This is a genomic window from Psychrobacter cibarius, assembly GCF_016107535.1.
Lineage (GTDB): Bacteria > Pseudomonadota > Gammaproteobacteria > Pseudomonadales > Moraxellaceae > Psychrobacter > Psychrobacter cibarius.
The window spans coordinates 118,099-138,626 of sequence record NZ_JABASQ010000006.1 but is presented as its reverse complement, the minus strand read 5'-3'; the positions used below and the strand labels follow the sequence as shown (position 1 = coordinate 138,626).

Here is a 20,528-nt window from a genome sequence, read left to right as displayed (position 1 = left end):
TTCGTCCATGTGAGAGTAGGTCATCGTCAGCTCTCTATTCAAAGTAAAACCCCCTTCTGCTTATGCAGAAGGGGGTTTTCTTTTGGCTCGGGTTTAACCATGTTTATACTCAAGCTATACTATTAATAAATGTAGAATAATAATGATATAAGTATTAGAAATACTATTTATAATCTTAAGCTACTTGTCAGTCAGAAAAGTATTTATAATGGCTTATAAAAATTCAGTCTTCGTAATAAGTATAACTTTAAAGCAAAGGAAGCTATATGGCTATGAATCCAATCGTTAAAGCGCAACTTAAAACTTTTCAAGAAATGAATCCAAACGAAAATATGGATGAATCAGATTTTTTTGAAGTCATGTCAATATTCTCAATAGAAAACGGAGTGCTTGGAGAAAATATAGATCCTTTTAGAGCTCATCTCAAAGGGGAGGAGTTTGGTATTGATGGAGTAGCTATTTCTATTCAGGGGTCTCTTTGTACTGAGATTGATGAAGCTATTGAGATTCTTTCTTTAGGAAGAAATCATTCTTCAGATTTCCATTTTTTTCAGTCAAAAACATCAGATAAACTTGATTACGGAAATATCTCAAAATTCCTTGATGCGGTCTATGACTTTTTCACGGATCGATCATTAATTATAAGCGAGCAATTGCAAAGTCTTGCCGAAGTAAAAGAAGCAATCTATTCGACAGCGGCTAAAACGAGTCCTTCTTTAAGATGTTACTACTGTACTACTGGTTCAGGTCAAGTTTCAGAGTTAATAGAAAGGTTAATAGAAACGAATAAAATACGTTTGAGTGAGCTAAATATTTTTAATGATATCCATATTGAATGTGTAGGCGCTAAAATTATTCAAAATGGTTTTCGTTCGGCAACGAATTCATCTTCCGCAAAGCTTAATTTTCAAAAAGCGGTTACAATGCCAAATCATGAAAAAGTTGATGAAGCATATATTGGATATGTTCCTGCATCAGAGATTTTAGCAATTGCACTTGGAGAGCCTGACCAAGATGGAGTTCGACACATTAATAAGTCTTTATTTTATGATAATGTCAGAGACTTTAATCCTGAATCTGAAATAAACAAATCAATAATATCTGAATTAGAATCAGGTGGTAATGCTTCTTTTGTTTTTAAAAATAACGGAATTACCGTTGTTTCCAAAAATATAGATCGTAAAGGAGATGTTTTCAGTCTAGAAGACTATCAAATTGTAAATGGGTGCCAAACTACAAATATTTTGGCTTATATTCCTGATCAAGCCGAAAGTATATTTGTTCCACTGCGTTTGATTGGGTGTAGCGATACTGATTTTGTATCCAGTGTTATCATCGGTACAAACCGACAAAATGAAGTTAGAGAAGATCAGTTTTGGGCACTACGCCCGTTTATGAAAGATCTAGAAGAGTATTGTGCTTCTCAAAGTGGTGATGCACGTATTTATATTGAAAGAAGAGATAATCAGTATAGAGATGTTGGGATTGAACGCACACGAATCCTTCGTCCATCAGATCTAATGAAAGTTGCAGCAGCTATGTTTTTTTATCAGCCACATCGTGCAGCACGTGATCACAGAGGAATACGGAAAGAGTTTGATGGAAGGATCTTTTCAGAGAATCACAATGTTGAGCTTTACCATATTGCTGCTTTAGCATTGTACAAATTCGACTATTTAGTACGCTCAGGAAAAGTTGATAGAACACGAGTTATTTTCCGTTTCTATGCATTGTATGCTTTAGTAAAAAAACATTGGAAAACTGGAGATATATTAGATGCACCGTTAAAATCACAAAAGAAAGTAACAGCTGCTGTATTTGCTGTTTTAAATGATAACGATGCATTTTCAGCCCAAATAGAGGATGTCGCCAGTCATCTAGAAAGTATAATATCAGAATCAAATATAACTACTCGCGAAAGAATTCGAGACTTCATTAGAACAGAAAGTGTAGTAGATGAGTTCACTCAAAGGTTATTCCCTACTAAAATAAACTAATACTCCTAAACTATCTAATCAAGATTCTATAAGAATTATATCTTACTAATAGTAAATATCAAAGAGAACCTTATGACCACATCAAAAGTAACCTACCAAGGCAATTTGCGCACCACTGCCAGCCACTTGCAATCAAGTAATGAAATCATTACCGATGCACCTATTGATAATCAAGGTAAGGGCGAGGCGTTTTCACCAACTGATTTATTGGCGACCAGCTTAGCCAGTTGTATGCTAACCATTATCGGTATCAAAGCCCGTGATATGGATATCGATATTGCAGGTACTACCGCTGAAGTGACTAAAATAATGGCTGCTGATCCAAGACGTGTCAGTGAAGTGCATGTTGCTATCACCTTTAATAAACAGCTAGATGACAAGACGCAAAAGATATTTTATAACACCGCGCTGACTTGTCCGGTTGCGAAAAGTATCCATCCTGATATCATTCAAAAAGTGACTATTCATTCCAGAAGCCATTAATTCTAAGAGCTTTTAATTCTAAGAGCTTTTAATTCTAAGAGCTTTTAATTCTAAGAACTACTGATTCCAAGAATTGTTAATTCCAAAAACCAGTGACCTTTATAAGGATGGTTGAGATGGCTAGCAAAACCTTACTTATTGTTGCGCATGCGCCATCACCTAATACTAAGAAGTTGGCGCAAGCGGCTTATGATGGTGCCAATCATCCTGATATAGATATCAATGTCATAATCAAATCTCCCCAAGATACCCAGCCTGAAGATGTATTGGCAGCTGACGCACTATTATTAGGGACGACTGAGAACTTGGCTTATATGGCAGGACTGACCAAAGACTTTTTTGATCGCTGTTATTATCAGGTTTTAGAGAAAAAGCAGGGTATGCCGTTTGCACTATATATTCGCGCAGGTCATGATGGTACGGGTACTAAGCTTGCTATGAAGACTATTACAACTGGGCTGCGTTGGTCATGGATTCAAGAAGCGCTGATTTTACAAGGTGATTGGCAAGAGGTATTTACTGAGCAAGTCGAAGAGTTAGCGATGACAATGGCAGCTGGGGTAGAAGCGGGTATTTATTAGTTTTTTCGTCGCTTTGCTTGTCGCCATTATTAATATCAAAGCTACAGTAATGAAGATATATAAGGATATTAGCAGTGTTGAATGATGATTTAGATAATAGCCAATCGATTGCTCCTGCTGGAATAGCATTTTCTCAAGCGTGTGAAAATAATAAACAGCCGATTTTAGAAGTTTTACAGCAAGAGTTGCAAGATTCTATTCATGTGTTAGAGGTTGGGTCGGGTACGGGTCAGCATAGTGTGTATTTCGCACCAAGATTGACTCATTTAACATGGCAGACTAGTGATATGTTTGTCAATCACGCCACCATCAATGCTTGGCATGCTGATTATCCTGCCCCTAATTTATATGCACCGCTTACTTTTGATGTATCGTGTAACTCAGTGCCAGTCAATGAGGTTGCCGATGCGCCTTATGATGCGGTATTTACCGCCAATACCTTGCATATCATGTCGTGGTCTTTAGTGGCTAAATTATTCCAATTGGTCGGTGATATGCTACCCTTAAATGGTAAATTCATCGTTTATGGACCATTTAACGAAAATGGCAGTTATAGCAGCGCAAGCAATCGTCAGTTTGATCATAGCTTGCGCCAGCGCGATGCTAACAGCGGCATCCGTCATTTAGAAGACGTTATAGATTTGGCAAATACACATCATTTAACGTTAAGTAAGCGTTATGAGATGCCATCTAACAATCAAATATTAGTATTTGAAAAACTTTATTAACGTAAAAAGCTGAATTGATTCACTGTGATAACACTATGAATCAACTCAGCGTTGGTACGATTTTGATTGAGTAAATATCTACCTTCCTGTATGTATCAATACTAACCCGTATTGCGTAGCCCTGCTGCCAAAGCATTGATACTACGAATTAATGCATCTTCGACAGCCAGTCTCTCATTATTTTCCAATTTATCATCACTAGCGCTATCAGGCTGGCGCATACGCTTGAGTAGCTCAATCTGGATGTAGTTAATGGGATCTAAATAGGCGTTACGCCATTCTAATGAATGAGCCAAGTCTTGTTGGTTTGAGAGTAAAGACGCCTGCTCTAGCAAGGAGTTGAGACCTGCGTGCGTCAGTTCATGCTCATCAATCACTGCCTGCATGACTTGCTCACGTAAGCTTTCGTCTTTACACAGTTGACTGTATGCACGGGCGATATTCATCTCGGATTTGGTAAAAGCCATTTCAATATTACTGATAAAGACATTGAAAAATGGCCAGTTTTTATTCATCTCTTTCATTAACGCTTCGTCTTTTTTGACGCTATCTAAAGCACTGCCCACGCCATACCAAGCAGGAAGGGTAAAGCGCGCCAATGACCAGCCAAATACCCACGGTATCGCCCGAATCGTTGATTTGCTCGGCAGTCCTTTTTTACGGTGAGCAGGACGTGAGCCAATATTGAGCAATGAAATCTCTTGTACTGGTGTGGCCTCAGAATAAAACTGATAGAAGCCTTCTGTATTATCCGTCAGCTCTCGATATTGCTGTTCGCCTGCATCTGCCAAATCAGCAAACAACGCTTCATAGCTATCTAGCTGTTTGGGTTGTTCGACAAATCGTGACGAGCTGGCTTTTAGTGCCCCCGTGATTCCCATGGTTAATTCAAACACGGCAGTATCTGGATTGGCATACTTGGCGTAAAGTACTTCGCCTTGTTCGGTGAATTTGATCTGTCCATGTAAAGTGCCAGCAGGCTGCGCGGCGATGGCTTGATGGGTTGAGCCACCACCACGACTGACGGAACCACCACGACCATGGAACAGGCGGGTGGTGATACCATATTGATTGGCGATATCGGTGATGGTTTGCTGGGCGCTATATAACTGCCAAGCGGAGGTAATAATGCCGCCATCTTTAGAGGAGTCTGAGTAGCCAAGCATAATCTCTTGAATGTTTCCTGAGTGCTCAAGTAACTCCCGATATAGCGGATTGTCCAACACCATTGGCATAATCTTATCGATATTTTTTAAATCTTCGATAGTTTCAAACAGCGGCGCAACTGGTAGGGCAGAAAATAAATGCCCATTCTTATCAATACCCGATAAGCCTGCAAAACGCATCAGTAGCAGCACTTCTAACAGCTGACTGGCGTTGTTGGTCATCGAAATTACATAGCTACCAAAAGTATCGTCGCCGACCAGTTTGCGCAGTTTAGCGACAGAATTCATCAGAGCAAGCTGTTCATGTGTTTGCGCGCTTAAATTGTCAGTATAAATCAGCGGTGCACCAGGCTTTTCTAGCAAACGCGTTAGCCATTGTTGGCGCTCTGTTTCGCTGAGAGTGTGATAGTCGGGCAGATTCGAGGCGCTAGCAAAAATATCTGCAATGACTTCGCCGTGATAACCTGAATCTTGGCGAATATCTAGCGAGGCTAAATGGAATCCACAGGTTTTGACTAGGCGAATGGTATCAAGCAGTAAGCCTTCGCCATGCGCCTTGTCATGGGTATTGACACTTTTGCGAATAAGGCGTAAATCATCTAGCAAGGCCGTCGGTGTTGAGTAAGCCTCTTTTGCAGCCTCTTTATCTGTGCCTTGACTTTGGATATGCTGGTTGGTCGCTTTTATTTTAGCCAGAATAATGGACAGCAATCTTCGGTACGGCTCATTATTGTAATCATCAGGATTGTAGCAAAAGACTTTTTGATCGAGTGTGCTGTAGTCTTTGATACGGATATAGATCTCTGGTGCGATATCGACAATAGTATCGCTATGAATCAGCTCACGACGCAATTTTCTGACCAATACTTGGTAATGGCGTAGCACGGTATTGGCATGCATCAATACCGCCATTTCAGTGGTTTCGTGGGTGACGAATGGATTGCCATCTCTATCGCCGCCAATCCAAGAGCCAAAACTGACAAAGGCGGGTAAAGGGTAGTCGATTAACTCAGGATAGATATCGACGATAGCGTCTTTTATATTACGATATACTTTGGGAATGGCAGTGAATAAGCTGGCATCAAAATAGTGTAAGCCGTTGTTTATTTCATCATAAACCAAAGGTTTTCGGCTGCGCACTTCGTCTGATGACCATAGCAAATCAATGGTTTCTGCGGTTTTTTGCTTGGCTTGCATAAAGGCTAGACTGCCTTCGGGATAGTCGCTCATGGCATCGGTATGCTCATAGAGGGTCTGCAAAATATTCATGGTGGTGCGTCTACGGGCTTCGGTAGGATGAGCCGTAAAAACAGGAATAAATTTAAGGTGATCAATAAGCTCTTTGATTTGCGCAGGTTCGATTTGCCGCTCACGGCATTCTAACAAGGTGCGGCGAAAGGATCCCTCCCAGCTTTGATTGGACTGGGCACGCATAGTACGGCGTTGCTCACGCAGATAGTTTTCTTCCGTTAAATTGGCGAGGAAAAAGTAAATAGAGAATGCGCGAATGACGTTTTTTAAGGTTTGATTGTCTAATGAGGCAATAAGATCGATCAGCTGCTGTTTGTGTGCTGGATTATGCTCGCGGCGCTCCTGAATAAAGCCTTTGCGCAATGTTTCGATAGTACGTAGGGTATCCTCCCCAGATTGGCGAGAAATGGCCTCACCTAAAAATGCGCCTAACAATCTAACACGCGCACGCAATACGTCGTTCTTCAATAACATAATTGGCTTCCTTGGCTTTTAATCGACTCATTTATCAATGAGATAGGCTGGTTAATAATTAAGGGTCGCTGTTCTTATAGGATATAAATTAAAGTTATTTATATTCATTTGCTAAAAAATCCAAATAGCGTTTCCACGAGCGCTCATCTGCACGTGCATCATATCTATCACTGCCGAACACGCTAAAGGCATGTGGTGCACCACTGTATGTCACCATCTCATGCGGTACGTTGGCGGCTTCTAATGTCTTACCCAAAGTGGCGAAGCTCTCTAGAGAGACAGATTCATCAGCAGAGCCATGGAATACTAAGATTTCTCCAGTTGTCTTGTCATAACTTTGACCAGTTGGAATATCAAAGGCACCATGGAAGGGTACAAATGCTTTTTGCTCAAATCCTGAGCGCGCCAGCTCCAGAGCAACGGTACCGCCAAAACAATATCCCATGGTAGTGCCTTTACGTACATCATTACCTTGTAGTCGTGCGGCATTCAACGCACCTTGAAGTATGCGGCGCATTTTATTGCGATCATCGTATAACTCCCCAGTTAAGCGTTTGTTTTCTTCAATGGAAGTAGGACGAACGCCTTGCCCGAACATGTCTGCCGCCAATACGTTGTAGCCCTCGCCTGCTAACATATCAGCACGTTTACGCTCATAGTCTGTCAATCCATCCCAGTCATGAATGAGTAGAATAAAAGGCGCATTCGCTTTGTCGGCTTTGGCGTAATAGCCTTCGTATGCTTGATCATCCACGGTATAGGTAATATTTTTGGTCGTAATAGCGGCAGCGGTTTGGCTAAAAGCCAGTGCCGTTAGTCCGATTGACGCACCCATTAGCAATGAGTGATAAGGTTTTTTGAACGGAGTATTTGAAGTTGATAACATGGTAGGTCGCCTTATAATCGTATAAAAAAGATAAATAGTTGGCTAAAACCATGCCCATTTTATTTATCAACTGTTTTAATGCTTCCTAAGAGCATACCTTAAAAAATCACTACATTACAAGAATCTATCGTCAACGTTGAAGCTCTGTTTAAATACGCTGAAATTACGGCTTTATCACGGCTGCAAACTTTAACCAAATATCAACAAGGAGTGCCATGAATTAGTCATATTTTTTGGCTAATATTAAAGACAGCTCTATACAAAGGTTCTAAAGAAATAGAGCCTACTTTTAATTACTAGCTAGGATGCATAATGAAAAATAATATTGATCATACTGACCCCGCTAAAGATATGAATACGGAACGTGGCAATGGCGGTGAGACTCACCAGCGCGCAGGGGATGACACTAAAGTGCTAACGACCCAACAAGGTGTCGTCATCTCTGACAATCAAAACTCTCTAAAAGCAGGCGCACGTGGCCCCACATTGCTAGAGGATTTTGTATTACGGGAAAAAATTCATCATTTTGACCATGAGCGTATTCCTGAGCGTATCGTCCATGCGCGTGGTAGTGCTGCTCACGGTTATTTTGAACTCACTGAGTCGCTCGAAAAATATACCACGGCGAAAATTTTGACTGAAACAGGTAAACAGACGCCTTTATTTACCCGTTTTTCTACGGTTGCAGGTAACAAAGGCTCAAAAGATACGCCACGTGATGTGCGTGGTTTTGCTGTGAAGATTTATACCGAAGAAGGCAATTGGGACATCGTTGGTAACAATATGCCGATTTTCTTTATTCAAGATGCGATGAAGTTTCCAGATTTGATTCACGCGGTTAAACCAGAGCCTGATCGTGGATTTCCGCAAGCCGCTTCGGCGCACGATACTTTTTGGGACTTTGTGTCATTAAGTCCTGAGACCATGCATAATTTAATTTGGCTGATGAGTGATCGTGCACTACCACGCAGTTTACGCATGATGGAAGGCTTTGGTATTCACAGCTATCGTTTAATCAACAAAGAAGGCAAGAGTACCTTTGTCCGTTTCCATTGGAAACCTGTACTTGGTGTACAGTCAACCACGTGGGATGAGGCGGTGAAAATCTCCGGCGCTGACCCTGATTATCATCGCCGTGATTTGTTTGAAGCCATTAATAATGGCGACTATCCTGAATGGGAGTTTGGCGTCCAGCTATTTACTGAAGAAGAGGCTGATAAATTCTCGTTTGATCATTTAGATGCCACCAAATTGATTCCAGAAGAGATGGTGCCAGTGAAAGTCGTGGGTAAAATGGTGCTGAACCGTTATCCGGATAATTTCTTTGCAGAAACCGAGCAAGTGGCGTTCTGTCCATCGCATCTGCCACCGGGCATTGATTTCAGTAACGATCCATTATTACAAGGTCGTTTGTTCAGTTATCTAGACACCCAGTTATCACGTTTAGGTTCGCCTAACTTTGCCCAAATCCCAATCAACGCGCCGAAATGCCCGTTTGCCAATAATCAGCAAGATGGTCATATGCAGATGCAGGTACCTAAGACTCGTGTGCTCTATGAACCGCAAAGCTTAGATCCGACTAGACCACGTGAAAGCGCCAAGCGTGGCTTTGAATCGTTCCACGAACAGTTGGATGATGGTGTGAAAGGTCGCGTGCGTGCAGAAAGTTTTGCCGATCACTATAGTCAGCCGCGGATGTTCTATCGTAGCCAGACGCCAGCTGAGCAAGCGCACATTGCGTCTGCTTATGCCTTTGAGTTAGGTAAAGTAGATACGGCGCATGTACGTACTCGTATGCTGAGTCATCTCCCGCATATCGATGAAGACTTGGCAAATCGTGTGGCAACAGCGCTAGGTATGGAACTGCCAGAGCCTGCTGATGCCGCTGCTCCTGTACAGGATATGGCGACATCGAAAGCAGTACAAACGATTGGTCTAACGCCTAAGAGTTTAAAAGGCCGTTTGATTGGTATCTTGGTCGCTGAAGGCTCTAAGCATAGTGAAATCAAAAAGTTCGAAGAGGCGGCAAAAGTGCAGGGTGCTAGCGTGAAAATCGTTGCGCCCAATAAAGAAGTTGTCTTAGATGACGACACTCGCATACAAGCAGATGAGCGCCTCGCTGGCGGCCCATCAGTGATGTTTGATGCGGTCGTTAGTATCATTATGCCAGAGCAAGCTAAAAAGCTAGCAAAAGACAGCTCAGCACGAGATTGGTTCAATGATGCCTATGGACATTGCAAAGCGATTGCTTATTGCGGGGCGACTGATGAGTTTATCTTAAGTAAGCTACCTATCGAAAAAGATGCCTTTGTCACGCCACTGGCTGAATTGGATACTTTTATCGAAAATGCTAAGTCACGCTTGTGGGAACGTGAGCCAAAGGTTCGTGATTTAGCATAAGGTAGTATTAAGTTTAAACTTCTGATACTTTTAAAATTTTACTAATTTAACGAAAACTCAGCTTTAGCGCTGGGTTTTTTTGATGGCAATTTTTATAAAAAAGCAATTTATAGCCACAAGCGTTCACTCAAAGTCATTACAAGTTGAATGGTGGGCGTTATACTAAATCCTATTAAGGCGCGTTAAAAGCGTCTCCTATAGTAGGGATGCTATAACAGTGAGCAATCATGTAGCAGGGAATGCAAATGAGTTTATGTGAAATTGTACGTTTAGAAGGATATATTCAAAGTACTTATCTTGCGGTATATCCAGACAAAATTATGCTGCTGGACGGTGGTTGCCGCCCTGATGTAGCAATGGTATTAGATTATATTAGAACGACGTTACAGCGACCAATCAGCGATCTCAAAGTCGTTGTGGTGACCCATATGCATCCTGATCATGCAGGCGGCGCTCATCAATTCAGAAAAGAGACGGGCTGTATCATTGTTTCGGCAGAAAAAAAACGTCAATGGTATAGCGGTATCGGTGGGCATGCCATGCATTTTGTGGACATAAATCTTGCGCATTATGTGGCGAGACGTCAAGGTCGCTCCCTTAAAAACCTGTATTATCCCGCCCATCTTACACCTGATATCACCGTTAAAGATGGGGATAGTGTGCCGAAATTTGATGAATGGCAAGTGCTGGAAACACCCGGACATACAGATCGTGATTTATCTCTATTTCATATACCAAGTCGGCAAGTCTATACGGCCGACCTCATTATCAAACTGCGTCATAAGTTTGTGGCGCCTTTTCCTATTTATGATCCTAAAGTCTATATTCAGTCACTACAAAGAATAAAGGCGTTAAAACCTTCTATGGTTATGATGGCACATGGGCGTGAGCTGGCAATAGATGCAGCAACGTTTGATATGCTGATTACGCAAGCACCCAAGCATCCACGGACGATCAAAGACACGATTAAGCATAAGCTACTGTGGCGAAAAGACACTGACTTCACTATTTTTAAACGAAACCGTAAAAAATAAAGTGAAATTTTAAATAAAAAAAAGCCCAGTCATTATTAATATAATGACTGGGCTTTCTAAATATGGTGGGCCGACCGCGACTCGAACGCGGGACCAATTGATTAAAAGTCAACTGCTCTACCAACTGAGCTATCGGCCCTGAAGAGTGTATAAAAAAGCATGGCTTTTTTAACTCTGCAAGTGAATTTACAACTTCGTAAATTCGGTGAAGTTTTCTAAAAGAAAGCTTCTTAAACTTTGTTACTTATTATGCCAATACCTGATAGGGCAATGTACACAACAAGCATAATACTAAATATGGTGGGCCGACCGCGACTCGAACGCGGGACCAATTGATTAAAAGTCAACTGCTCTACCAACTGAGCTATCGGCCCTGAGCGAAGATAAAATGAAGTAGTGCTTCATCTGAGTGCAAGAGGATTTACATTTTCGTAAATTCTAAAAACTCTATACCTTTACTAGGTTTATATCTACTACAAGATAAGTTTCCTTAAAGGCAAACTTATTAAAACTAGACATCTAAAAAATGTCTTTAAACTTAATTTTTAATATTAGGTCAATCAACATTAAAATAGGCATTAAGTTTGTTTCAACGTTTAAAGAATTTCTATCCCTAAACGTGAGAGCACATTATATACACTATCAGGACAATTACAACCCCGTAATATAAAAAAAGTGCAATTAATGCGAAAAAATGCGTTTTTTTATATAATTTGGCTTATTGGTGGCTGTTTCATGACAGTAAATGCCTATTTAAAACGTCAGTCGCGACGTTTTAGTCCCTAGACAGTGCTTCAACAGGGTCTAATTTAGCAGCATTACGCGCTGGCAAGAATCCAAATACGACACCAATCAGTGTTGAACATATAAATGCAGCAATAATAGAGGTTGATGAGTAAATCACTTGGAAGCTATCACCGCCCACTCGGTTAATCAGCTCGCCGATGGCAAATGCCAATCCAATACCTAGCAAACCACCTAAAATACAAACCAGTATGGCTTCAATGAGAAACTGTTGCATAATATCATTTTGGCGTGCACCTACTGCCATGCGTACACCTATTTCGTTCGTACGCTCGGTCACTGATACCAACATAATATTCATCACTCCGATGCCACCAACAATCAAAGAGATAATGGCTATTGAGGATATCAGTAGGGTCAATGCACCAGTCGTCGATTCGATAGTCTCACGGATAGAATCTGAGTTTCGTATACGAAAATCATCAGTGCCGTGTCGGCTTGTCATTAGACTGGAAATAGCGGCTTCAGCGGCAGCAGACGATATATTATTATCGATAAGTGCAACAAAGCTTTCGATATAGGTGCTGCCTATGAGACGTGACATCATAGTTGTGTAAGGCATATAAAACGTTGGTGTATCCGTATTTCTACTAAAGCCACTACTGTTAGGCTCAAGTACACCGATGACACGTCCAGGAACACTGCCAATCAGTACCACTTCACCGATAGGGTTGGGATTGTCAGGGAAGAAAGTTTGCAGGGCGTTATCATCGATAATGATGTCTTGAGTACGGAGTGAGATGCTTTGTTCATCGAAGCCTTGACCTTGAGCGAGTTTCTCTCCACTCACATCCAGATAATCTTCACCGACGCCGCTGATACTGGCGGCTTCTTGTATATTGCGATAGCGTACATTCATATTGCTATCAAGCTGTGGACTGACACTAATGACGTAGGGCTGGTCGGCGACTGCTTGCGCGTCATCAGGTGTTAAGTTGTCATCACCAAAACTTCGCCTTGGGTCGCCGTAAGGGTAGCCGTCAATAACGGTGATGGTGTTGGTACCCAGTGAGCTAATATTTGATAAAATTTGTTCTTGAGAGCCTTTGCCAAGCCCGACCACTGAGACCACTGAGGCGATACCAATGATAATACCAAGCATGGTCAATAATGTGCGCATCTTATGAGCACGCATCGCCAGTAGTGACATTTTGAATGCTTCAAACAAGCGATCAATAAAGCCACTAAAAGCCCCTTTACGATTATTGTCTAAAATCGGCTCAGGTTGGATATGGGTTGGATGATAGTGTTCGGTTTTATAATCAGCGATAACGTGGCCATCTTTGAGTTCAATGACACGTTCGGCTTGCGCTGCGAGCTTAGGGTCATGAGTGACCATGATAATAGTATGACCTTTGGCTTTTAGGTCATACAAAATTTGCATCACATCTTCACCAGACTTGCTGTCTAGCGCGCCAGTTGGCTCATCAGCTAAGATGATATCACCGCCATTCATTAGCGCACGAGCGATAGAAACGCGCTGCTGCTGACCACCTGAGAGCTGGTTTGGTCGATTGGTGGTTTTATCTCCTAATCCTAGATCCGACAGGAGCTTTATGGCTCGCTCGCTGCGTGTGTGTCCATCCATACCTGCATAAACCGCTGGAACAGCGACATTGTCTCGTGCATTGATATCACCTAATAAATGATATCGCTGAAAAATAAAGCCAAAATGCTCGCGGCGTAGTTCAGCCAGCTCATCAGCATCAAGCTGACTGACCGATTTCCCAAATATTTGGTAATCGCCCGCGCTTGCTTTATCTAAGCAGCCCAAAATATTCATTAAAGTGGACTTGCCTGAACCAGACTGACCGATGATGGCAACCATTTCGCCTTGATTAATGGTTAAATCAATATCGTGTAGCACACGAATGGTTTGCTCACCAGCATTGAACTCTTTAATCAGCCCTTTGACTTGCATCAAAGGGGCATCTGCTGCCGTATTTACAATGGGGTTTTTAGTATCCATTTATGTGGTTGCCTATATCAGTCAATATCAGAAGCGTTTTTTGTAATCTAAAGCTATTTTTTAGCATGTCTGATTTATTAGAATGGACGTCCACCACCGCCTTTACTTTGTTTCTTTGGACCTTCTTCGCTTAGTATCACCTCATCACCCTCATTCAAACCACTCAAAATCTGAGCGTTGACTCGGTTATTGATACCAACTGTGACCGTTTGCTCAACCACATTACCATCTGCTTGTAAGACTCGGACGATAGCGGTAGTGGCATTTTTTTGAGTATCGTCTTGATTACTCTTTTGTACCTTTTTTTGAGTTTCACTGTCGGTTTTAGCTATATCGGCATTGCGGGGCGATTTACTAGCATTTTTGCCAGTTTGCAGTGCAGCAGAGGGGATCAATAAAGCATTCTTTGCTTCGTTGATGATGATATAAACTTGAGCCGTCATATCAATACGAAAGCGACGATCAGTATTAGGCACTTCGATGTAGCCGACATAATAGATAGCAGAGTCAGTAGAGCTGGTTTCACTAATCATTTCAGGGGCAGGCTCAATTGCTCTAAGTACGGAATCAAAATTTTGGTCAGGATTACCAATGATATTAAAGTAAACGGGCATGCCTGCTTTGACATTAATGACATCAGCCTCAGAGATTTGAGCGTTGATTCTAACAGTAGACAAATCTGCTAAAGTTACGATGGTCGGGGCTGTTTGATTGGCATTGACCGTCGTGCCTTGCTCTGTGGTCACTGAGACGACAGTACCTGATATTGGCGCGCGAATCGTTGTATAGCTAAGGTCTTCTTGAGCCGTTGCGACATTGGTTTGAGACTTTCGTAATGCTGCTTGTTGGCTATTAATGTTTGCAGTGGCTGTTGCAATGGCGGCTTGTGCTGTATCAATAGCAGCGCGTGCATTGGCGACCGCTGCCTGCGCTGTTTGAACTTTTGTTGCCTGTGTATCGTAATCCTGTTGTGATATCGCATCGATAGCGAGTAATCCTTGCAGGCGTGAAAAATCTGCTTGTGCTTGTCTTAATTCAGCTTGACGACTTGCAAGATCGGCTTGCGCACTTTTGAGTCCAGCTTGACGACTTAGTGCTTCTGCTTGAGCGCTTTCAATAGCGGCTACGCTTTGCTCCAAAGTGGCTTGTTCGTTACTCAAGTTATTATTTTGAGTGACTTGATCAATCTGAGCAATGAGGTCACCTTGCTGCACTTCATCACCAACCTCAACGTAGAGGCGTTTTACTTCACCAGATACTTGCGCGCCGACATCAACGGTATTTAGCGCTTTAACTTTGCCAGAAGCCATGACATTGTTTTCAATATCACCAATTTCAGCGGTAGCCGTTAAGTAATTGGGCATGATATCTTTTGGTTTTAAGAAATGATAGGCCAAAGCCAATAATGCTATGACAATTAAGGCGATAACCCCCCATTTAATAGCAGATTTTTTGCTTATTTTGCGCATAACAACAATCCAGTCACAATGAAATCAAGTGTACATATAGTAGAGGCTTGAAGTCCAAAAGGGAATGGTAATTAGTTTAAGAAAGGTTAAGGTGGTTTTGTAAAAAAAAATATAATAATCTGAACGTAGGTTAGGGTAGTAAAATTCTTCATATTGAAACAAGGATTTTATGATGCTAAATCATCAGCAAGTTCAAGATATAGTTAATGATTATGGTAGAAAAATAGGGTTGAGTACCAATGATGTGATCTTAAGAAAAAAGCCATCTGGATTCGGGGAACCACACTTAGAGATAAGCGGTGGCTATTACCACTATGTAATATGTGAGCGCGGTAGTGAGTTATCTAGAGAATCTTTTTTAGATGTAGATGATTTCATTTATGAGTTTTTTGAGATGGTAACGTCTAGGGTAGCAGGCGAGTATGAGCAAGAGAATAGTGTCATGAGTGAAGATCAAAGAGTTATACGCTTTAATAAGCAAATTGAACTTATGACGCAGCTAAATCATGAATGGGGTAGAAAAAAAGAAGCAGATATAACAGAAACTTTAAAAAACTTTCCTTATTCAGTTAATAACAGAACTTACGATAAGAAAACTTGGTTAAACAAGTTGTTAAATTTCTTCAAATGATTAAACGACAAACAAACGCTTTCCAGATAGCTCTAACGCTGCCTGCAATAATAACTCCCACGCTGGCTGACGCACGAGCCCTTTGATGGCTTGGTCACATTTATAAAGCAGGGCAGGCCATTCAGCCGTTTGAGTTTTTGACTGGCGACGGCAAGCTTGCTGGTACAACCCTTGTTTGCTACGCCAAATACCAAGCGCTTGCGGGTCTTGCCCATCCATCAACTGCATAATTTGCCGCATGTCTTTACTAATCGCCCATAATACCAAGGTGGTTGGCTCGTCGGTGGCTTTCAGCTGAAACAAGATTTTAGCGACTTGCGTGCTGTTACCGGCAAGCATGGCATCCGATAAATCAAAGACGCTAAATTGTGCATCACTGACCAACGCGGCTTGTAGATCCTTAATGTCTAAGGCAACATTGTTTGAAAGTTGTGTAGAGTGGTCAGCCTGATGACTAGCCTCAATATTCTTAGCGACTAGCTGCGGCGCAAATAAATAGGAGAGCCGCCATAAGGTCTGATAAGCGCTTAGCAGATGGTGCTCAGTATGCGACATAAGCAGCTGCCACGCCTCTTGCGATAGCCGTAAACCAAACTGCTGAGCTTGTATTTGCAGTAGCTGCTGTCGTTGCTGCTCATTATATAAATTGCAATCAATGACATGACCATATTGAGCAAATGGCGTAAACCACTTGCTGCTTTGCGCTCGTTTGTCTTGCTTGGGCGTGAGCCATAATAAACTATGACTGTGCGTCCCTGTTTGAGCTTCAACGGCAAAGCGCTCAAGCTCAGCGATGACGGCTTTGTCAGGTTTGTGATTGCCCGTCACGATCAAAGCGCTGGCGTCGTCAAACAAAGACTGACTGCCAAGCTCTGACAATACCTCTTGCCAGCTCTTGACGGAAATCAGCTCAATACGCTTAATCGCGTAATTCTGCGCGCGCCAATGTGGTCGCAGGGCATCGATGAGCCATTGACTGAGTAGTGGCTCATCACCATGCGCCAGCCACAAGCCCGCGACTGCAACGGAAGGCTGTAGTAGCTTTGGATAGGCTTGTATAAAGGTATCTTGCATAGGGTAATAAGTACACAGATTGATGAAAATAAACGTGGAATATGTTGCGCATTATAAACTATGGGTTTGGCACCACCACCGCGATCGATGTTGAGCCATTACCGCTTTGCACAGATTGTCTGACTCCAGAAGAGCTGACCTTGGGTAGGGAGATGGCGACATATTGATCAGTAATTCGGCGTGCCAAACTGTCATAGAGCCAGTCACGAATTTGATCGCCTTGCTGATCATCAGTGCTTACCGATGCTTCATTATATTGATAGCTACGCTCGACTTGGATAGGGTTGCTTAGCGTAATTGGTTTGCCATTTTCCATGGTCTGATAGCTGACATCTGCTGAAAGTACCAAGCGTATCTCTGTCAAGACACCGACCAGCTCATAACGCTTAAAACGGACGTTATTGATGGTGATAGCGGCAATGGGTTCAGCACTTGCTTGTTTGTTATTGTTCGCAACATCAGCTGCTGTCATGTTGTCAATGACATCAACACCTAAAGTTTTTAGGCGTCTTGTCAATGGCAGCTTAAGCGGAAATGAGGTGCGATTGTCTTCTAGAATCACGGCTGTTTTGGCGACATCAAGCAGCATCGGTGCATCATAGCCCCGCAGTTGAAAGCCGCAGCCACTAATAGCTGCCGTTGCACCTAGTAGCGTAAACATTGGCAGGGCAGTCAGAAAAGCCGCCGCCAGTTTTTGTCCGCTTGATTTTTTGGCAAAAGCGTCTTTTTTGCTTAAGCTGGCTTTGGGGGACTGACCTGCTCGATATTTATACGACATAATCGCTATCCTAATATTATGAAAAGGCTCAGACTAATCATTAAACTAATAAAAAGTACTGAGCCTAAAAAATCTAGCCTACCACCACGATGTTTACCAGCTTATTAGGGACGACGATTTCTTTTTTGATGTCGCCAGTCAAGAATTTTGCCACACTTTCCATTGAACGTGCTTGTGCTTTTAGCTGTTCTGGATCGCTATTTGGGGCTACATCCATTTTACCGCGCATTTTACCATTGACCTGTACTACCATCGTGATCATATCTTGTACCAGAGCGCTTTTATCAACTTCTGGATAATTCAAGGTAATGGTATCTAAACCCAATTGCTCAAGTAAATGTTCACCAATGTGCGGCGCATATACGGATAGCATAATCAGCAGATCCGTCAATGCCTCATGCTGTACCTGTAGGTCTTGCTTGCTATTGGCCATAAAGCCTGTCAGCTCGTTGGCAAGCTCCATCAAACTTGATACAGGCGTGTTCAATGCCAAACGATCACCCAAATCACTATCAATTTTAGCAATGGTTTCATGGGTTTTACGGCGTAAGTTTTTGGCTTCTTTGCTTAAGCCATCAGTGCTCAAAGCTTCATTGTTCAGCGTCTCGATACTTAGGTTCGCGGCAGTAAGCGCTTGCATGTGTTCAGTAGCAATACGCCATACTTTTTTAACGAAGTTATAAGGGCCTTTGAGCGCATCATCTGACCATTCTAGCGTTTGATCCGCAGGCGCGGTAAAGAGCGTATAGAGACGAACGGTATCAGCGCCGTATTTATCTATAGTAATTTGCGGATCGACACCGTTATTTTTTGACTTAGACATTTTTTCGATTTTGCCAATGGTCACCGGCTGCCCATCAGATTTTAAGATGGCTTTAATCGGTTGACCACGTTCGTCATAGTCGATATCAATGTCTTCTGCAAAATAGTAGGTAGTACTGCCATCCGCATTTAGGCGATAGAATGTCCCTGCCAATACCATGCCTTGCGTCATCAAATTAGCAAACGGCTCATTTCCTGACACCAAGTCTTCATCACGCATCAGTTTATGGAAGAAGCGTGCATAAAGTAGATGCATCACCGCGTGCTCAACACCGCCGATGTATTGATCGACAGGCAGCCACTTATTGGCGGCAGATTTGTTGACCATGCTTTGCGCATCATTTGGGCTTGCAAAGCGTGCATAGTACCAGCTTGACTCCACAAAGGTATCAAAGGTATCGGTTTCGCGCTCAGCAGGATTACCGCATTTAGGACATGTCGTATTGACAAATTCTGGAATGTTTTTCAATGGATTTCCGCGACCATCAGGAACGACATCAGTCGGTAAGACAACGGGCAAATCTTGCTCTTCGACAGGTACGGTGCCGCAATGCTCACAGTTTACCATTGGGATAGGACAGCCCCAATAACGCTGGCGAGAAACACCCCAATCACGGAGACGGTATTGGATTTTTTTCTTAGCAAGCTCTTGTGGTTCTAGTTTGGTCAGCATTGCTTCAAATGCTTGCTCAAAGTCTAGCCCGTCAAATTCGCCTGAATTGACCAAAATATTGCGTTCGGTATAAGCACGATTAATCTCAGTATCGTTCGCCTTTGCATCTGCTTCCAACGCATCGAAATAGCCGACAGGGATATCGATGACTTGTTTGATGGGTAAGCTATATTTAATCGCAAATTCATAATCACGCTCATCATGAGCAGGGACAGCCATCACCGCGCCTGAGCCGTAGCTCATAAGCACATAGTTGGCAACCCATACTGGCACTTCTTCGCCAGTGAGTGGGTGCGTGACCGTAAGACCAGTAGCCATGCCGATTTTTTCAGCTTTAGCTAGGTCTGCTTCTGCAACTGAGCCTTTTTTGCAAAGCGCACAGAATTGCGCAATCGCTTCATTATGCTCAGCCGCATACTGCGCTAGCGGATGTTCGGCGGCGACCGCCACATAAGTCACACCCATCAAAGTATCAGGGCGAGTAGTGAACACATCTAAGGTATTGGTCTCGCCAGCAAGCTCATAAGGGAAGTGTACTTCCATGCCTGCGCTACGACCAATCCAGTTGCGCTGCATGGTCAATACTTCTGATGGCCAGTGACCTTCTAGTTGATCCAAATCATCGAGCAATTCGTCAGCATAATCAGTGATATTAAAGTAATACATTGGGATGTCGCGCTTTTCGACCGCAGCGCCACTACGCCAGCCTTTACCATCGATGACTTGCTCGTTGGCTAAGACGGTATTATCAACAGGATCCCAGTTGACTGTTGACAGTTTTTTGTAGACCAAGCCTTTTTTGTATAGCTGTAAAAACAACCATTGCTCCCACTGATAATACTCAGGGCTGCAAGTAGCAAATTCACGTGACCAGTCAATAGACAAACCCAGTAATTTAAGCTGCGCGCGCATGCTGTCAATATTGGCAAACGTCCATTTGGCAGGTGGAGTTTGGTTAGCAATCGCCGCGTTTTCTGCTGGCAAGCCAAAACCATCCCAGCCCATAGGCTGCATGACTTCATAGCCCTTGAGGCGATAGTAACGGCTCAGTACATCAGAGATGGTATAGTTACGCACGTGACCCATATGCAGCTTACCGCTTGGGTAAGGGAACATCGACAGCATATAGCGACTTGGCTTATCGCTTGGCTCATTGCTCACTTCAAAGCGTTTGTCAGTTGCCCATTTGGCTTGCTGCGCCGCTTCTATCGCTTGTGGGTTATAATGATTGTTTTCAGCTTGGTCAGATGTCACAGTATTGCTCATAGTTGGCTCGAGATTGATTAATACGAATAAATTGGGTGAAAT

The 20,528-nt window shown here is 42.7% G+C and carries 14 protein-coding genes and 2 tRNA genes; 7 read left to right on the top strand and 9 right to left on the bottom strand.

From position 1 onward, the window contains the following. Nucleotides 1–266 precede the first annotated feature (266 nt). The 4 genes from JFC08_RS06420 to JFC08_RS06405 all read left to right on the top strand — a co-directional run bounded on the left by JFC08_RS06420 (nt 267) and on the right by JFC08_RS06405 (nt 3,789). A complete protein-coding gene (locus JFC08_RS06420; RefSeq protein WP_198330138.1) occupies nt 267–1,997 on the top strand; it encodes an AIPR family protein in 1,731 nt (576 codons plus the stop codon). Between the two features lie 72 nt (nt 1,998–2,069). Next, a complete protein-coding gene (locus tag JFC08_RS06415) occupies nt 2,070–2,480 on the top strand; it encodes an OsmC family protein (protein ID WP_198330137.1) in 411 nt (136 codons plus the stop codon). A 116-nt stretch (nt 2,481–2,596) separates the two neighbouring features. Continuing rightward, nucleotides 2,597–3,061, top strand: coding sequence for a flavodoxin family protein (locus JFC08_RS06410; protein WP_198330136.1), 465 nt, complete (start codon nt 2,597–2,599; stop codon nt 3,059–3,061). 74 nt (nt 3,062–3,135) lie between these two features. Continuing rightward, entirely contained in the window at nt 3,136–3,789 is a 654-nt protein-coding gene (locus JFC08_RS06405; RefSeq protein ID WP_198330135.1) for a DUF938 domain-containing protein, read from the top strand. 101 nt (nt 3,790–3,890) lie between these two features. Here the strand turns inward: JFC08_RS06405 and ppc are convergent, their stop codons facing one another. Both ppc and JFC08_RS06395 read right to left on the bottom strand, forming a co-directional pair. Further along, complete coding sequence (gene ppc, locus JFC08_RS06400; protein ID WP_198330134.1) at nt 3,891–6,680, bottom strand: phosphoenolpyruvate carboxylase; 2,790 nt, start codon at nt 6,678–6,680, stop codon at nt 3,891–3,893. A gap of 94 nt (nt 6,681–6,774) precedes the next feature. Beyond that, on the bottom strand, nt 6,775–7,566 hold the full coding sequence (locus JFC08_RS06395; RefSeq protein WP_198330133.1) for a dienelactone hydrolase family protein: 792 nt from the start codon (nt 7,564–7,566) through the stop codon (nt 6,775–6,777). Nucleotides 7,567–7,878: 312 nt separating this feature from the next. On the opposite strand from JFC08_RS06395, the gene JFC08_RS06390 reads away from it, so the two are divergent. Both JFC08_RS06390 and JFC08_RS06385 read left to right on the top strand, forming a co-directional pair. Beyond that, complete coding sequence (locus JFC08_RS06390) at nt 7,879–9,966, top strand: catalase (protein ID WP_198330132.1); 2,088 nt, start codon at nt 7,879–7,881, stop codon at nt 9,964–9,966. Between the two features lie 245 nt (nt 9,967–10,211). Beyond that, nucleotides 10,212–11,000, top strand: a complete 789-nt coding sequence (locus tag JFC08_RS06385; RefSeq protein WP_198330131.1) for an MBL fold metallo-hydrolase — start codon at nt 10,212–10,214, stop codon at nt 10,998–11,000. A gap of 63 nt (nt 11,001–11,063) precedes the next feature. Here JFC08_RS06385 and JFC08_RS06380 read toward each other — a convergent pair. From JFC08_RS06380 to JFC08_RS06365, 4 genes are all read right to left on the bottom strand, one after another. Then, a tRNA-Lys gene (locus JFC08_RS06380) sits at nt 11,064–11,139 on the bottom strand. A gap of 159 nt (nt 11,140–11,298) precedes the next feature. Continuing rightward, a tRNA-Lys gene (locus JFC08_RS06375) sits at nt 11,299–11,374 on the bottom strand. Between the two features lie 401 nt (nt 11,375–11,775). Continuing rightward, nucleotides 11,776–13,773, bottom strand: a complete 1,998-nt coding sequence (locus JFC08_RS06370) for a MacB family efflux pump subunit (protein WP_198330130.1) — start codon at nt 13,771–13,773, stop codon at nt 11,776–11,778. Nucleotides 13,774–13,850: 77 nt separating this feature from the next. Then, entirely contained in the window at nt 13,851–15,242 is a 1,392-nt protein-coding gene (locus JFC08_RS06365) for a permuted SH3 domain-containing protein (protein ID WP_198330129.1), read from the bottom strand. 172 nt (nt 15,243–15,414) lie between these two features. On the opposite strand from JFC08_RS06365, the gene JFC08_RS06360 reads away from it, so the two are divergent. Continuing rightward, entirely contained in the window at nt 15,415–15,873 is a 459-nt protein-coding gene (locus JFC08_RS06360) for an Imm63 family immunity protein (protein ID WP_198330128.1), read from the top strand. On the opposite strand, the gene holA is transcribed toward JFC08_RS06360, so the two are convergent. The 3 genes from holA to leuS all read right to left on the bottom strand — a co-directional run bounded on the left by holA (nt 15,874) and on the right by leuS (nt 20,486). After that, complete coding sequence (gene holA, locus JFC08_RS06355) at nt 15,874–16,947, bottom strand: DNA polymerase III subunit delta (protein WP_198330127.1); 1,074 nt, start codon at nt 16,945–16,947, stop codon at nt 15,874–15,876. Nucleotides 16,948–17,005: 58 nt separating this feature from the next. Beyond that, the gene (locus JFC08_RS06350) at nt 17,006–17,725 is read right to left on the bottom strand and encodes an LPS-assembly lipoprotein LptE (RefSeq protein WP_227697677.1); all 720 of its coding nucleotides are present in this window, start codon (nt 17,723–17,725) and stop codon (nt 17,006–17,008) included. Between the two features lie 73 nt (nt 17,726–17,798). After that, the gene (leuS, locus tag JFC08_RS06345; protein WP_198330126.1) at nt 17,799–20,486 is read right to left on the bottom strand and encodes a leucine--tRNA ligase; all 2,688 of its coding nucleotides are present in this window, start codon (nt 20,484–20,486) and stop codon (nt 17,799–17,801) included. Nucleotides 20,487–20,528: the final 42 nt, after the last annotated feature.